The organism is Citrobacter sp. Cm046, from assembly GCF_030333065.1.
Lineage (GTDB): Bacteria > Pseudomonadota > Gammaproteobacteria > Enterobacterales > Enterobacteriaceae > Citrobacter > Citrobacter murliniae.
In genome coordinates this window covers 473,526-487,904 of record NZ_JAOWGP010000046.1, presented here as the reverse complement: position 1 = coordinate 487,904, position 14,379 = coordinate 473,526, and the positions used below count along the sequence as shown (strand labels likewise).

14 protein-coding genes are annotated in these 14,379 nt (G+C 50.9%); 6 read left to right on the top strand and 8 right to left on the bottom strand.

Going from position 1 to position 14,379, the window contains the following annotated elements; genetic code table 11:
- Positions 1–3 precede the first annotated feature (3 nt).
- Genes ppdD through hofC form a run of 3 tightly spaced genes read left to right on the top strand, consistent with a single transcriptional unit; the run spans position 4 to position 3,030 of the window.
- Positions 4–441, top strand: coding sequence for a prepilin peptidase-dependent pilin (gene ppdD / locus OGX98_RS23545; protein WP_045439856.1), 438 nt, complete (start codon positions 4–6; stop codon positions 439–441).
- A gap of 11 nt (positions 442–452) precedes the next feature.
- Complete coding sequence (gene gspE, locus OGX98_RS23540; RefSeq protein WP_225760468.1) at positions 453–1,838, top strand: type II secretion system protein GspE; 1,386 nt, start codon at positions 453–455, stop codon at positions 1,836–1,838.
- A complete protein-coding gene (hofC, locus tag OGX98_RS23535; protein WP_045439850.1) occupies positions 1,828–3,030 on the top strand; it encodes a protein transport protein HofC in 1,203 nt (400 codons plus the stop codon). Before gspE ends, hofC begins: the two co-directional genes overlap by 11 nt.
- A gap of 108 nt (positions 3,031–3,138) precedes the next feature.
- Here hofC and OGX98_RS23530 read toward each other — a convergent pair whose 3' ends face one another.
- Positions 3,139–4,182 carry a GMP reductase gene (locus tag OGX98_RS23530; protein ID WP_048222053.1) on the bottom strand — a complete coding sequence of 348 codons (1,044 nt, stop codon included), beginning with the start codon at positions 4,180–4,182 and terminating at the stop codon, positions 3,139–3,141.
- 225 nt (positions 4,183–4,407) lie between these two features.
- On the opposite strand from OGX98_RS23530, the gene coaE reads away from it, so the two are divergent.
- The 3 genes from coaE to yacG are packed head-to-tail and all read left to right on the top strand — an operon-like array spanning position 4,408 to position 5,975.
- Positions 4,408–5,028: a dephospho-CoA kinase gene (gene coaE / locus OGX98_RS23525; RefSeq protein ID WP_048222054.1), complete on the top strand. Its 621-nt coding sequence runs from the start codon at positions 4,408–4,410 to the stop codon at positions 5,026–5,028.
- The gene (zapD, locus tag OGX98_RS23520; protein ID WP_045439837.1) at positions 5,028–5,771 is read left to right on the top strand and encodes a cell division protein ZapD; all 744 of its coding nucleotides are present in this window, start codon (positions 5,028–5,030) and stop codon (positions 5,769–5,771) included. The genes coaE and zapD overlap by 1 nt, the downstream gene beginning before the upstream one ends.
- Positions 5,772–5,780: 9 nt before the next feature.
- Entirely contained in the window at positions 5,781–5,975 is a 195-nt protein-coding gene (yacG, locus tag OGX98_RS23515; protein ID WP_045439835.1) for a DNA gyrase inhibitor YacG, read from the top strand.
- 76 nt (positions 5,976–6,051) lie between these two features.
- On the opposite strand, the gene mutT is transcribed toward yacG, so the two are convergent.
- The 7 genes from mutT to ftsQ form a co-directional block, all read right to left on the bottom strand.
- Positions 6,052–6,444, bottom strand: a complete 393-nt coding sequence (gene mutT, locus OGX98_RS23510; RefSeq protein ID WP_045439833.1) for an 8-oxo-dGTP diphosphatase MutT — start codon at positions 6,442–6,444, stop codon at positions 6,052–6,054.
- Between the two features lie 56 nt (positions 6,445–6,500).
- The gene (gene secA, locus OGX98_RS23505; protein ID WP_045439831.1) at positions 6,501–9,206 is read right to left on the bottom strand and encodes a preprotein translocase subunit SecA; all 2,706 of its coding nucleotides are present in this window, start codon (positions 9,204–9,206) and stop codon (positions 6,501–6,503) included.
- Positions 9,207–9,266: 60 nt separating this feature from the next.
- Positions 9,267–9,773, bottom strand: a complete 507-nt coding sequence (secM, locus tag OGX98_RS23500; RefSeq protein WP_048222056.1) for a secA translation cis-regulator SecM — start codon at positions 9,771–9,773, stop codon at positions 9,267–9,269.
- 283 nt (positions 9,774–10,056) lie between these two features.
- Complete coding sequence (lpxC, locus tag OGX98_RS23495; RefSeq protein ID WP_045439825.1) at positions 10,057–10,974, bottom strand: UDP-3-O-acyl-N-acetylglucosamine deacetylase; 918 nt, start codon at positions 10,972–10,974, stop codon at positions 10,057–10,059.
- Between the two features lie 100 nt (positions 10,975–11,074).
- Complete coding sequence (gene ftsZ / locus OGX98_RS23490; RefSeq protein WP_003018753.1) at positions 11,075–12,226, bottom strand: cell division protein FtsZ; 1,152 nt, start codon at positions 12,224–12,226, stop codon at positions 11,075–11,077.
- A gap of 60 nt (positions 12,227–12,286) precedes the next feature.
- Positions 12,287–13,549: a cell division protein FtsA gene (gene ftsA / locus OGX98_RS23485; RefSeq protein ID WP_003018755.1), complete on the bottom strand. Its 1,263-nt coding sequence runs from the start codon at positions 13,547–13,549 to the stop codon at positions 12,287–12,289.
- Positions 13,546–14,379 (bottom strand): cell division protein FtsQ, encoded by an 834-nt coding sequence (gene ftsQ / locus OGX98_RS23480; protein ID WP_045439820.1) that lies wholly within the window; start codon positions 14,377–14,379, stop codon positions 13,546–13,548. The genes ftsA and ftsQ overlap by 4 nt, the downstream gene beginning before the upstream one ends.

Here is a 14,379-nt window from a genome sequence, read left to right as displayed (position 1 = left end):
ACAATGGACAAGCAACGAGGCTTCACGCTTATCGAACTTATGGTAGTCATTGGCATCATTGCCATTCTCAGTGCTATTGGTATTCCGGCCTATCAAAATTATCTGCGCAAAGCAGCACTAACAGACATGCTGCAAACCTTTGTCCCCTATCGTACGGCAGTCGAACTCTGCGCACTGGAGCATGGCGGAACTGAGACCTGTGATGCCGGGACCAATGGTATTCCATCTCCAGCCACGACCCGCTATGTCTCCGGCATGAGCGTTGAAAAGGGCGTGGTTACCCTCACCGGGCAGGAAAGCCTGAACGGTCTGAACATCACCATGACGCCAAACTGGGAAAATGCCAACGGTATTACCGGCTGGAGCCGTAACTGCGGCATCTCAAATGACAGCGCTTTGCAGCAGGCCTGTGAAGACGTTTTCCGATTTGATGCGCAGTAAGAGGACAAGAGATGAATACCACACAACTGACAGCACTGTGCCAGCGTTATCAGGGCATATTGTTGGATGCAGACCATGACGTGGTGCATATTGCCGTCGTGGATGCCCCATCTCACGAACTGCTGGACGCTTTGCATTTTGCGACTACAAGACGCATCGACATCGTGTGCTGGACTCGTCAGCAAATGGAAGGTCACTCGCACAATACACGGGCGAGGCTTCCGGCAATCGTCCCTGAAAGCAGTGTTACCGCAGCAGAATTGCTGGATCAGACGTTGCAATCCGCTCTGGCGAAACGCGCTTCTGATATTCACATTGAACCAGCAGAACATCGCTACCGAATAAGGTTACGCGTGGATGGTGTTCTACACACCTTACCAGATATCGCGACGGATACAGGCATTGCCCTCACTGCAAGGTTAAAAGTATTAGGGAGTCTGGACATTGCTGAGCACCGGCTTCCACAAGATGGGCAGTTTACCATTGATATTTCAGGAGAACCGATCTCGTTTCGCATCGCGACGTTACCCTGTCGTCATGGTGAAAAAGTGGTGCTGAGATTGCTGCATCAGGTTGAGCAGACGCTGGAGATCAAGGCGTTGGGAATGCAGAACGCGCAACTGGCGGCATTTTCACAAGCATTACAGCAACCTCAGGGGCTGGTTCTGGTAACCGGGCCTACCGGGAGTGGCAAAACGGTTACGCTGTACAGCGCGCTGCAAGCCAGAAACTCCCCGGATGTGAATATCTGTAGCGTGGAAGACCCAATAGAGATCCCGATCGAAGGACTCAACCAGACTCAAATTCACCCACGCGCAGGTCTCACGTTTCAGAGCGTATTACGTGCGCTGCTGCGACAGGACCCCGACATTATCATGGTGGGTGAAATCCGCGACGGCGAGACGGCTGAGATTGCCCTCAAAGCCGCGCAAACCGGTCATCTGGTCCTTTCAACTCTGCATACCAACTCCACCAGTGAAACGCTGATACGCCTGCAGCAAATGGGCGTAGCACGGTGGATGATAGCCTCAGCGTTGACGCTGGTGATTGCGCAGCGACTCGTCAGAAAACTGTGTCCCTATTGTCGACAACGTCTTGACTCCCCCATCACACTCCCGGCTACGCTGTGGCCCACCCCACTTCCACGCTGGCTGGCGCCTGGCTGCGAACACTGTTATCACGGTTATTATGGCCGCAGTGCATTGTTTGAAGTCCTGCCCGTCACACCAGCATTACGACAGTGCATCGCCAGCGGCACATCCATCGACATCGTGGAATCGGATGCACAGCAGGCGGGGATGCTCACACTTTTCGGTAATGGCTGCCAGGCCGTTGAACAAGGATTAACAACGTTTGAAGAGCTGATCCGCGTACTGGGTATGCCCCATGTCAGCTAAACAACTCTGGCGCTGGCATGGAATTAACAACGAGGGACAACCAATGGAGGGGGCTCTTTGGGCGGATACTCGCCCTTCGCTAATATTGGCGTTGGAGCATTCGCATATTACACCGATACGCGTTAAGCGCATGAAGGTTAAAACCTCACAATGGAGCAGAACAAGAAGTCGCGAAGCGATACACCAGTTAGCCACGTTACTTAAAGCAGGACTGACACTTTCCGAAGGATTAGCGCTACTTGCCGAGCAACATCCCAGCAGCCAATGGCAGGCGTTACTACGCACACTGGCTTACGATATGGAACAGGGCATTTCACTTTCCACTTCACTTTCACAATGGCAGCACGTATTCCCTCCATTGTACCAGGCGATGATTCGCACGGGAGAACTCACCGGTAAGCTGGACGACTGCTGTTTTGAACTCGCCCGACAACAGAAAGAACAGCAACAGCTTACTGATAAAGTTAAAAAAGCGCTGCGTTATCCGGTCATCATTCTCACAATGGCTGTCATGGTGGTGCTCGCCATGCTGCATTTTGTACTACCTGAATTTGCTGCCATCTATCGTACATTCAACACCCCGTTGCCGGCACTGACGCAGGGAATTATTGCTGTCGCACAATACAGTAGTCGATGGGGGTGGCTGGCGGGATTACTCGGACTGGCATTGGGGCTGGCATACTGTCTGGTAAAGCAGAAACCCTACTACCTTATTCAGCGTCAGAGATTTCTTCTGTGTTGCCCTGTCATAGGACCACTGGTAAGGGGCCAAAAACTCACGCAGATCTTTACCGTCCTGGCGTTAACACAAAGTGCAGGCATTCCCTTTTTGCAAGGTCTGGAGAGTGTGGCCGAAACGCTGGCTTGCCCTTTCTGGTCTCAACGTTTAGCGCAAGCGCACCGAGACATCAGTGCCGGAAAACCGATCTGGCTGGCGCTCAAAAATGCCGGAGAATTCAGTCCATTGTGTTTACAGCTGGTGAGAACAGGAGAAACGTCCGGCTCGCTGGATGCAATGTTGCAAAATCTGGCACGACATCATAGCGAGAACACAATGTCACAGGCAGAGAACCTGGCTGCGCTACTTGAGCCTGCGCTGCTTGTCATTACAGGGTTGATTATCGGTACACTGGTTGTCGCGATGTATTTACCGATTTTTCACCTGGGAGATGCGATGAGCGGTGTGGGGTAATCCTCAGATGCCGGATGGCGGCGTAAACGGTTTATCCGGCCTACGAAGCACATAACGTAGGCCTTCAAGCAGCACACCATCAGGCATTTTACGATTGACTATCTGTTTTTACAGACTATTGAAAACACGGTTTTCTTGTTCCTGAACACGAATAAACGTTGTACGTTTAGTCAGCTCTTTCAGGCGGGAAGCACCTACGTAAGTACAGGCAGAACGCAGACCACCAAGGATGTCACGAGCCGTATTATCAACCGGGCCACGCAGCGGTAGCTTAACGGTTTTGCCTTCCGCTGCACGGTATTGTGCTACACCACCAACGTGGCGCGTCATGGCGGATTCAGAACTCATACCATAGAACAGCATGAATTTTTCACCGTTCTCTTCGACCACTTTACCACCGCTTTCTTCGTGACCGGCCAGCATGCCACCAAGCATCACAAAGTCTGCACCGCCACCAAACGCTTTTGCCACATCACCGGGCATCGTGCAGCCGCCGTCGCTGACAATCATTCCGCCCAGACCGTGAGCGGCATCAGCACATTCAATAACAGCAGAAAGCTGTGGATAGCCCACACCGGTTTTTACACGCGTGGTACAAACAGAACCTGGACCAATACCAACTTTGACAATATCAGCACCAGAAAGCACCAGTTCTTCACACATTTCGCCGGTAACGACATTACCCGCGCAAATCGTTTTTGTCGGCCATGCTTCGCGCGCTTTCGACACAAACTGCACAAAGTGCTCTGAGTAACCATTTGCCACATCGATGCAGATAAAGTTCAGCGCAGGATTCAGGGCCAGGATTTGTTTGGTTTTTTCGAAATCAGCGTCAGAGGTCCCGGTTGAAACCATCACGTGTTTCAGTACATCAGCAGAAGTACCCGCGATGAAAGCAGCCCAGTCTTCTACAGAATAGTGTTTGTGCACAGCGGTCAGGATGTCGAAGGATGCAAGTGCCGTAGCCATTGCAAATGTCCCGACGGTGTCCATATTCGCGGCGATAATAGGTACGCCGGACCAGGTCTGACCTGAATGTTTAAAGGTAAATTGACGTTCCAGCTCAACATCGGAACGGCTTTTGAGAGTAGAACGCTTAGGGCGGATAAGAACGTCTTTGAAACCTAACTTCAGATCTTCTTCGATACGCATGTGCGGATTCCTGGGGTTAATGGCTAAAAATCGAAACTCACAACTCCAGTGACGCTATCATACGCACTAATCAATACCGCGCAAGACTGCGAAATTCTCTTTTTTTACGCTACAATCCCATAAATTTACCTGGCGAATAGTAGGTTAATCCTGCAACAGCCTCGCCTTCGCATGCTTAACTTTTAACTGTTTGATAATCAAACTTAAACTCCAGGATCTGGATCTATGAGGTATACGGTAGCCTTAACCGGCGGTATTGGCAGTGGTAAAAGTACCGTTGCGAATGCGTTCGCTGACCTCGGAATAAACGTGATTGATGCAGATATTATTGCGCGTCAGGTGGTCGAACCAGGTATGCCAGCGCTCAAGGCGATTGCCGAACATTTTGGCTCCGAACTCATTGCTGCAGATGGATCGTTACAACGGCGAATTTTACGCGAACGTATTTTTTCCGATCCTGATGAAAAAGCCTGGCTGAATGCCCTGCTCCATCCGCTTATTCAGCAGGAAACTCAGCGCCAGTTTCAACAAGCAACCTCTCCTTATCTGTTATGGGTTGTACCTCTGCTGGTTGAGAATTCATTGTATAAAAAAGCCAATCGCGTGCTCGTGGTTGATGTTACTCCCGAGACACAGCTCAGACGCACCATGCTGCGTGATGATGTGACTCGCCAGCATGTAGAACAAATTCTGGCTGCCCAGGCCTCGCGTGAAGCGCGTCTTGCCGTGGCAGACGATGTTATTGATAATAATGGCGCACCGGATGCCATCGTCTCGGATGTTGCCCGCCTGCACGCGCTCTATTTGCAATGCGCGTCGCAGTTTGTCTCACAGGAAAAACCGTAATGCACACCCAGGTCCTTTTTGAACACCCTCTCAATGAGAAGATGCGTACATGGCTGCGCATTGAATTTCTAACTCAGCAACTCTCCGTTAATTTACCCATTGCAGACCATGCAGATGCACTGCATTTTTTCCGCAACATTGGGGATTTACTGGATGTCTTTGAACGGGGTGAAGTGCGTACCGAACTCCTCAAAGAACTGGAGCGACAACAGCGTAAACTTCAGGCCTGGGTTGAAGTTCCCGGCGTCGATCAAAACCGAATTGACTCTCTGCGCCAGCAGTTAAAAAACGCAGGCAGTATTTTAATTTCGGCCCCGCGCATCGGACAAACATTGCGTGAAGATCGCTTAATTGGTCTGGTTCGCCAGCGTTTAAGTATTCCTGGTGGGTGTTGCAGTTTTGATTTACCAACTCTGCATATCTGGTTGCACTCATCGCAGGCGCAGCGTGACGAACAGGTCGGGCGCTGGATTGCCAGCCTGGAGCCCCTCAATCAGGCGCTGACGCTGGTTCTTGATTTAATCCGTAATTCTGCACCGTTTCGCAAACAGACCAGTTTGAACGGATTTTATCAGGATAATGGCGAAGATGCAGATTTGCTGCGTTTGCAATTGCCGCTTGATTCGCAGCTTTATCCGCAAATATCTGGCCATAAAAGCCGTTTTGCCATCCGCTTTATGCCACTGGATAGTGAGAATGGCCAGGTACCCGAGCGTCTCGATTTTGACCTGGCATGCTGTTAAGGAATGAATATGTCTGAACAAACTATCGTCAACTGTCCAACCTGTGGAAAGCCTGTCGTGTGGGCTGAAACCAGTCCGTTTCGCCCATTCTGCAGCAAACGCTGCCAGCTAATTGATTTAGGTGAGTGGGCAGCAGAAGAGAAACGTATCCCCAGTTCCGGCGATCTGTCAGAAAGCGATGACTGGAGCGAAGAAAAAGAATAGTAAGACTTAAACCCGCGCGCCATCAGGTATACATGCTTTATGCCGGATGGCAGCGTCGCCTCATCCGGCATAAGAACTACATATTTTGCTTTAACTTCGTAATAACGGGTTCATTTGCCGGCGGAAAATCTTCCGCATTCAGCGCGTTTTGCGCAATCCACTGAGACGGTTGTCCCTCTTTTCCCCACGGCGTGCCTTCCCAACTGTCTACCAGCCAAAACCACAATGTGATATGCCGATCCGGAAACTGATATTCCAGTTTTTCGAACAACCGGCTCTGAATTGGCGTAATCCCAACCTCTTCCTGTAGCTCACGAATCAGAGCTTGTTCAGGTGTTTCACCTGATTCAATTTTCCCACCGGGAAATTCCAGCTTGTTAGCCATATGAGCATCAGCGGCGCGCTGAGTAATAAAAATCTCATTCTGCTGATTACGAATAATTCCAACAGCGATTTGCAGTGTTTTCATATTGTACGTCCATAAAAAAGGCGCAGAATTCTGCGCCTTTTTAGTAAGTTATTTTTTTAGCTCAGACGACCATGGCACTGTTTGTATTTTTTACCAGAACCGCAAGGGCAAGGATCGTTACGACCGACTTTACGATCGCCGGTTTGCGCTGCCAGCTCTTCTGCAACAGCAGACTCGTCATCTTTATGGCTCAACTGCTGCATCTGCGCTAAACGCTCAGCGTCTTCGCGACGCTGCTGCTCCATCGCTTCCACCTCTTCAGGCATACGCACCTGAACTTTACTCAGGGTGCTGATCACTTCATATTTAAGTGATTCCAGCATTGAAGCAAACATGGAGAAAGATTCGCGTTTGTATTCCTGCTTCGGATCTTTCTGTGCGTAACCACGCAGGTGAATACCCTGGCGCAGGTAGTCCATCGCGGCAAGGTGCTCTTTCCACAGGGAATCGAGGGTTTGCAGCATCACTCCTTTTTCGAAATGACGCATCATTTCAGCGCCCACAACTTCTTCTTTACGCTGATAAACTTCAATGGCATTCGCCAGAATACGTTCGCGCAGCGTTTCTTCATGCAGCTCAGGCTCTTTATCCAGCCACTCTGAGATCGGCATTTCGAGATCGAAGTCGTTTTTCAAACGTTCCTGCAGGCCCGGAATATCCCACATCTCTTCCAGTGACTGAGGCGGAATGTACGCATCAATTGTCGCTTTGAAGACATCTTCACGGATACTGTTGATGGTTTCGCTTACGTCGGATACGTCCAGCAGCTCGTTACGTTGGCTGTAAATTGCGCGACGCTGATCGTTGGCGACGTCATCGTATTCCAGCAGTTGCTTACGAATATCGAAGTTACGGCTTTCAACCTTGCGTTGGGCGTTAGCAATCGCTTTAGTTACCCACGGGTGTTCAATCGCTTCACCCGGCTTCATACCCAGTTTACGCATCATGCCAGACACACGGTCAGAGGCAAAAATACGCATCAGCGCATCTTCCATCGACAGGTAGAAACGAGAGGAACCCGCATCCCCCTGGCGACCAGAACGACCGCGCAGCTGGTTATCGATACGACGTGACTCGTGACGTTCAGTACCAATAATGTGCAACCCGCCAGATGCTAGTACTGCGTCATGACGAACCTGCCAGTCAGCTTTAATCTTCGCGATCTGCTCTTCAGTTGGGTTTTCCAGCTCAGCGACTTCGGCTTGCCAGCTACCACCCAACACGATATCCGTACCACGCCCCGCCATGTTAGTTGCGATCGTCACGGCTGACGGATAGCCCGCCTGCGCGACAATCGCCGCTTCGTTAGCGTGGAACTTGGCGTTAAGAACGTTGTGCTTGATACCCGCTTTGGTCAACTCATTAGAGACCACTTCAGATTTTTCAATGGAGATAGTACCCACCAGCACCGGCTGGCCATTAGCGGTACGCTCTTTAATATCTTCAATGATTGCCTGAATTTTTTCAGCTTCAGTCATGTACACCAGATCCGGTAAATCCTTACGGATCATCGGACGGTTCGTCGGCACGACAACAGTATCAAGTTTGTAGATAGAGCTGAATTCAAACGCTTCGGTATCTGCTGTACCAGTCATACCGGCCAGTTTTTCGTACAAGCGGAAGTAGTTCTGGAATGTGATGGAAGCCAGAGTCTGGTTTTCGTTCTGGATATCCACCCCTTCTTTCGCTTCGACAGCCTGATGCAGGCCATCGGACCAGCGACGCCCCTGCATAGTACGACCGGTGTGCTCATCGACGATGATAACTTCACCGTCTTTCACAATGTAGTCCACATCGCGAGTGAACAGGACGTGCGCACGCAGAGCAGCAGTCACGTGATGCATCAGCATAATGTTGCCCGGAGAGTACAGTGACTCACCTTCATCCATAATGCCTTCGTTCACCAGCAGTTCTTCAATCAGTACCAGACCACGTTCCGTCAGGTTCACCTGACGTGCTTTCTCATCGACAGAGAAGTGGCCTTCGCCCTGGAAAGTATCAGAATCTTCCTTCTCCTGACGGATCAGATGCGGGATGATTTTGTTCACTTTTTTGTACATTTCCGAGCTGTCTTCTGCCGGGCCGGAAATGATCAGCGGAGTACGCGCTTCATCGATCAGGATGGAGTCGACCTCATCCACCAGCGCATAGTGCAGTTTACGTTGAACACGCTCTTCCGGGCTAAATGCCATGTTGTCGCGCAGGTAGTCAAAGCCGTATTCGTTGTTGGTACCGTAGGTGATATCTGCCGCATAAGCTTCACGCTTAGCAGGTGCAGGTAATCCTGACATGTTGATACCCACGGTCATGCCGAGGAATTCAAACAGCGGGCGGTTATTTTCGGCGTCACGCTGCGCCAGATAGTCGTTGACGGTGACAACGTGTACGCCCTTACCACTTAACGCATTCAGGTAAGCGGGCAGCGTTGCGGTCAAAGTTTTACCTTCACCGGTACGCATTTCGGCGATGCAGCGATCGTTGAGGACCATACCGCCCAGCAACTGGACGTCGAAGTGGCGCATGCCAAACACGCGCTTACTCGCCTCACGGACAACAGCAAACGCTTCAGGGATCAGGCTTTCAACACTTGCGCCCTTTTCCAGACGCGCACGGAATTCGGCGGTCTTTGCTTTCAGTTCGTCATCGGAGAGTTTTTCCATCTCCGGTTCCATCGCATTAATGACGTTAACCACTTTACGCATACGACGCAGCGTACGTTCGTTACGGCTACCGAATACTTTCGTTAATAATTTGATTAGCATAATAAAATCTCAAACGCCCCGCGGTGCGGAGTCAAAAATTATAAGTTGGAAGGTTCTTTTTTAGCTGAGGCGTTGGGGGCCAGCGCGGATCCCCTGTCGCTGGCTTATCCAGACAGGGATGCTAAACGCGGCTTGAGAAGTAAAATGTGCATACGTCACGCGACTTACGGTCGCTGGCGGTCGGCCTTCTTGCGTCAGCATCGCGCTGAGCGTATTCAGCAAAGCAAGATGATGCGCCTGAATTGGCAAGGGCTCTTCGGCAACGGGAAGCGCCTGAGGGGCCATGGCAAAAGAAAGGTGGCGAATGACCGTACGAATAGCATGCTGATGCCAATAATCGACGGTAAAATTCGGACGACGATTAGTCGCTTCCAGCAATGCGAGCTGGCTAAAGTTAACCTTAGCTGATTGATCGTGATTACTGGCTGTCGCTTTTGCGGGAGTATTAGGTTCAGCAGTATTACCGAGCGCAGGCAGGCCAAAACTCGCCGCGACCATCCCCAACAGGAGATGCGGCCAGAAGTACCGTCTGCCTAACTGTCGCCATCGCGTCAGTATTCCACTCACGTTATTGCCACCTGATATACCCTGAATTTGGGGTTATGAATTCAAAACTTTTTTTGCGCACAAATCTTATCATTAAAGTGTACGCTCCACAGCAGTAATGACGATTAGTCACAGCTAAATATGCTTAAGAAAGCAGCGAACGCACTGTATTTTAATGTCGTGACAGAGAAAAAATTGCATCGGGAAAGGTACTGGTCAATCAATACAATAAAAAAACGACTGGCTCATCTGGCCGGAGAGAGTGCCAGATTTACCAGTCGAATTTATGCGACAGCTTGTGTCGTTACGCCAGTACGGTCGAAGGTGCTTTGAACGCCAACGGCAGTTCTGCATCGTCCTGGAAGGTCACAAATTCCCAGGCTTCCTGTTTTGCCAGGACGGCCTGCAACAATTTGTTATTCAATGCATGACCGGATTTATACGCGGTAAATGCACCAATAATATTGTGACCACACATGAACAAATCACCAATCGCGTCGAGCATTTTGTGACGAACGAATTCATCTTCAAAACGCAGACCGTCTTCGTTCAATACGCGATAATCGTCAACAACGATGGCACAATCGAAGCTGCCGCCCAGGCACAGGCCACGGGACTGCAGATATTCGATATCACGCATGAAACCGAAAGTACGCGCGCGGCTAATCTGGCGCATGAACGCATCCGCAGAGAAGTTCATCGCATAGCGCTGTGTACTGGAGTCAATCGCCGGATGGTTAAAGTCGATGGTAAAGTCCAACGAGAAACCATTGTACGGTTTGAATTCAGCCCACTTGTCGCCATCTTCGACACGAACAGTCTCTTTGATGCGTACAAATTTTTTGGCGCAGTTCAGTTCTTCAATACCTGCATCAAGCAGCAGGTAAACGAACGGAGCAGCACTGCCATCCATGATCGGGATTTCCGGGGCATTAACCTCAATAACAATGTTATCGATACCTAAGCCCGCCAGAGCAGCATTCAGGTGCTCAACGGTTGAAATCCGTACATCATGCTCATTGACCAGACACGTACAGAGCATGGTATCACGCACAGATTTGGCATCGGCCGGGAAATCTACCGGAGGATTCAAGTCGGTGCGACGATAGATGACCCCGGTGTTGGCCGGCGCAGGGCGTAATGTCAGGGTGACTTTTTTGCCGGTATGCAAACCGACGCCAGTCGCCTGAACGATACGTTTAAGAGTCCTTTGTTTGATCATCGTATAATCTCGCCAAATTACCTATCCAACCGAAGTGTACTATACATTCGGTGGGCCAGTTTAGCACAAAGAGGCACAATTCCCAAATTCCAGCTAATTCTTAATCAGCTTGCTTACGCAGGAATGCGGGGATATCCAGATAATCCGGCTCTTTGGTGGTCTGCGGCGTATTGTCGTTTACCACTTTTGCTACCGGTTTCTGTTCTTGCGTCAACGGTGCCATACCGTGCTGCTGGTAACGATCCATTACTGGTTGCTGTACCTGCTTGTTGGTCACCAGAGTGATTTCAGGACGCTTGTCCATACCAATTCCAGTGGCAACAACGGTGACGCGCAGTTCGTCGTTCATATCCGGGTCCAGAGAGGTACCGATAACCACGGTCGCGTTATCCGATGCAAATGCACGGATGGTGTTACCTACAGTTTCGAACTCATCCAGACGCAGGTCGAAGCCCGCAGTAATGTTGACCAGCACGCCACGCGCACCCGACAGATCGATGTCTTCCAGCAGTGGAGAAGAGATAGCCATTTCAGCCGCTTCTTCTGCACGGTCTTCACCGCTCGCCACACCGGAACCCATCATCGCGTAGCCCATTTCGGACATCACTGTGCGCACGTCTGCAAAGTCAACGTTCATCAGCCCCGGACGGGTGATCAGTTCGGCGATACCCTGAACTGCGCCTTTCAGCACATCGTTCGCTGCACCAAACGCGTCCAGCAGAGAAATACCGCGTCCCAGCACTTTCAGCAGTTTATCGTTCGGGATAGTGATCAGAGAGTCCACATGTTTGGACAACTCAGTGATCCCCTGCTCCGCGAATGCCATACGCTTCTTGCCTTCGAAGTTAAAAGGCTTGGTGACGACAGCAACGGTCAGAATACCTAAATCTTTTGCTACTTCAGCTACCACTGGCGCTGCACCGGTTCCGGTACCGCCACCCATGCCTGCTGCGATAAACACCATGTCTGCGCCGTCAAGCGCTGCACGCAGAGCTTCACGATCTTCATCTGCCGCATTGCGACCGACTTCCGGGTTTGCACCCGCGCCCAGACCCTTGGTGATGCCGCTACCAATCTGAATGGTCTGTCCAACCGCCGTCTTACGCAACGCCTGAGCGTCGGTATTCACCGCGAAGAATTCAACACCTTCGATGCGCTCGCGCACCATGTGTTCAACGGCATTACCGCCGCCGCCGCCGACGCCGATGACTTTAATCACCGCGTCATTGGTTAGTTCCATAGGTTCAAACATAGTTTCTCTCTCCGTTGTGCCTGTCGCCTGAGGCCGTAATATTTGCCAGCCTCATAAAAATTAGAACTCTTTTCTCAGCCAGCTATTGAGTCGTTTGATCCACGAGCCAACCGATGCCGTAACGCGTTTTTCAACTTCAGCCTCACCACTCAAATGGGATTCTTTCCCGTAGTGAAGCAGCCCCACAGCCGTTGAATAATACGGCTCCTGGGCATAATCTGTCAGACCGGTGATATTCAGCGGTGCGCCAATACGCACCTGCGTATGGAACACGCGCTGAGCGCAGGCTGCAAGGCCTTCAATTTGCGCAGCACCGCCGGTTAACACAATCCCCGCCGCCAGGTGATGTTTCACACCCTGCTGGCGAAGTTGTTCCTGTAATTGCAATATCTCTTCGTTGACCAGGTTAAGCAGCTCGGTATAACGCGGCTCAATCACTTCTGCCAGGGTCTGACGCTGCAGACTGCGCGGCGGACGACCGCCCACGCTTGGCACTTCAACGCTTTCATCTTTACCAACGATAGAACCCAGTGCGCAGCCATGACGAACTTTGATGGCTTCAGCATCACTTGGCGGCGTACCAAAGGCGTACGCGATATCGCTGGTTACCACATTCCCTGCGTAAGGAATTACTTTGGTATGACGCAATGCCCCGCCAGTATAAACGGCGATATCCATTGTACCACCACCGATATCCACCACGCAGACACCCAGTTCACGTTCGTCTTCCGTCAAAACAGAATAACTGGCTGCCAACCCGGCAAATATAAGTTGGTCAACTTTCAGACCACAACGTTCAACGGCTTTAACAATGTTCTTCGCCATATCGTTGTGGCAGGTAATCAGATGAACTTTTGCCTGCATACGCACGCCGGAAAGACCCACCGGATTTTTAATACCTTCCTGGTAATCAATGGCGTATTCCTGTGGAATAACGTGCAAAACACGATGCTCATCGCGTACGCGTACGGATTTTGCCGTATGCACAACGTTTTCCACATCTTCCTGGGTCACTTCCTCTTCGGAAATCGGCACCATACCAATTTCATTCTGACAGCTAATATGTTTACCTGAAAGCGCCAGATACACCGAAGAAATCTGGCAATCCGCCATCAGTTCAGCCTGGTCAATGGCGCGCTGTACGCACTTCACCACTGACTCAAGGTCGTTCACCCCACCTTTATCCATACCTCGCGACGGGCAACTGCCCACGCCAATGATATTGACCATACCGTCGGGCAGAACTTCCCCTACTAAAGCGGCTACCTTCGCGGTGCCAATCTCCAGTCCAACTACCAGTTTTCTGTCCGTCGCCTTGATCATTGTTGTTCTGCCTGTGCCTGATTCTGTTGCTGATTAGATTCCTCAGGAGGCAAGGGAACCCAGCCTACTGCCGCTCCTGAGTCATAACGCAAATCAACGTAGCTAATCCGTTTGCCATCGGTTTGCGCCTGCTGCTGTAAAACCGGGTAAAGTTCCACAAAGCGAGCCAAACGTTTTATCGTATCGCCCCTGCCCAGATTGAGCTTAATATCGTTATTCAGCGTCAACTGCCAGGAACGACGAGCGGTCATCGCCGCTTCCTTCAGGGTGAATCTATCCTTAGCCAGCACCTGCCCCATATCGCGGAACCCTTGCAACACTTCATTTGCGCTGCCTTCCGGGCCATACAACATAGGTAATACCTGCTTGTTAGCTCGACCAGCCGGTATACTGAACGTATTTCCTTCAGCATCCACCATATGCTGGTCATTCCAACGCGCTATCGGCACATATTCAACCAGATGAATCTTCAATTCATCGGGCCACTGCTTTCTGACACTCGCCTGTTTAATCCAGGGGAGGCGTTCAATTTGACTCTGGATGATGTTCACATCCTGAGTCATAAAGGTTCCAGGTGCGCCTAGCGCCAGAATGGACTGACGAATATCGTCATTGCGCGTGTAATGCCGTTCACCGGTCAATACCAGCTTCGACAAAGGCAAACGCTGCGCATCTTCCATCCATCCCAACACCACCCAGCCGCTCACAAACACGGTGCACAGCACTGTCAGCAGAAACAGTATTCCTGCAAGACGCGTTCCATTATTGCGGCGTGAGGAGAGAACCTCTTCTTCATCACCGTTTCGCGTGTTCAGCGCAGCCTGCGACAT

What these genes read in the sequence shown, in the direction of transcription:
- gspE (WP_225760468.1), top strand. Translation starts at nt 453, where the DNA reads ATGAATACCACACAACTGACAGCACTGTGCCAGCGTTATCAGGGCATA.
- ftsA (WP_003018755.1), bottom strand. Translation starts at nt 13,549, where the DNA reads ATGATCAAGGCGACGGACAGAAAACTGGTAGTTGGACTGGAGATTGGC.
- lpxC (WP_045439825.1), bottom strand. Translation starts at nt 10,974, where the DNA reads ATGATCAAACAAAGGACTCTTAAACGTATCGTTCAGGCGACTGGCGTC.
- ftsZ (WP_003018753.1), bottom strand. Translation starts at nt 12,226, where the DNA reads ATGTTTGAACCTATGGAACTAACCAATGACGCGGTGATTAAAGTCATC.
- zapD (WP_045439837.1), top strand. Translation starts at nt 5,028, where the DNA reads ATGCACACCCAGGTCCTTTTTGAACACCCTCTCAATGAGAAGATGCGT.
- ftsQ (WP_045439820.1), bottom strand. Translation starts at nt 14,379, where the DNA reads ATGTCGCAGGCTGCGCTGAACACGCGAAACGGTGATGAAGAAGAGGTT.
- secA (WP_045439831.1), bottom strand. Translation starts at nt 9,206, where the DNA reads ATGCTAATCAAATTATTAACGAAAGTATTCGGTAGCCGTAACGAACGT.
- hofC (WP_045439850.1), top strand. Translation starts at nt 1,828, where the DNA reads ATGTCAGCTAAACAACTCTGGCGCTGGCATGGAATTAACAACGAGGGA.
- coaE (WP_048222054.1), top strand. Translation starts at nt 4,408, where the DNA reads ATGAGGTATACGGTAGCCTTAACCGGCGGTATTGGCAGTGGTAAAAGT.
- OGX98_RS23530 (WP_048222053.1), bottom strand. Translation starts at nt 4,182, where the DNA reads ATGCGTATCGAAGAAGATCTGAAGTTAGGTTTCAAAGACGTTCTTATC.
- yacG (WP_045439835.1), top strand. Translation starts at nt 5,781, where the DNA reads ATGTCTGAACAAACTATCGTCAACTGTCCAACCTGTGGAAAGCCTGTC.
- mutT (WP_045439833.1), bottom strand. Translation starts at nt 6,444, where the DNA reads ATGAAAACACTGCAAATCGCTGTTGGAATTATTCGTAATCAGCAGAAT.
- ppdD (WP_045439856.1), top strand. Translation starts at nt 4, where the DNA reads ATGGACAAGCAACGAGGCTTCACGCTTATCGAACTTATGGTAGTCATT.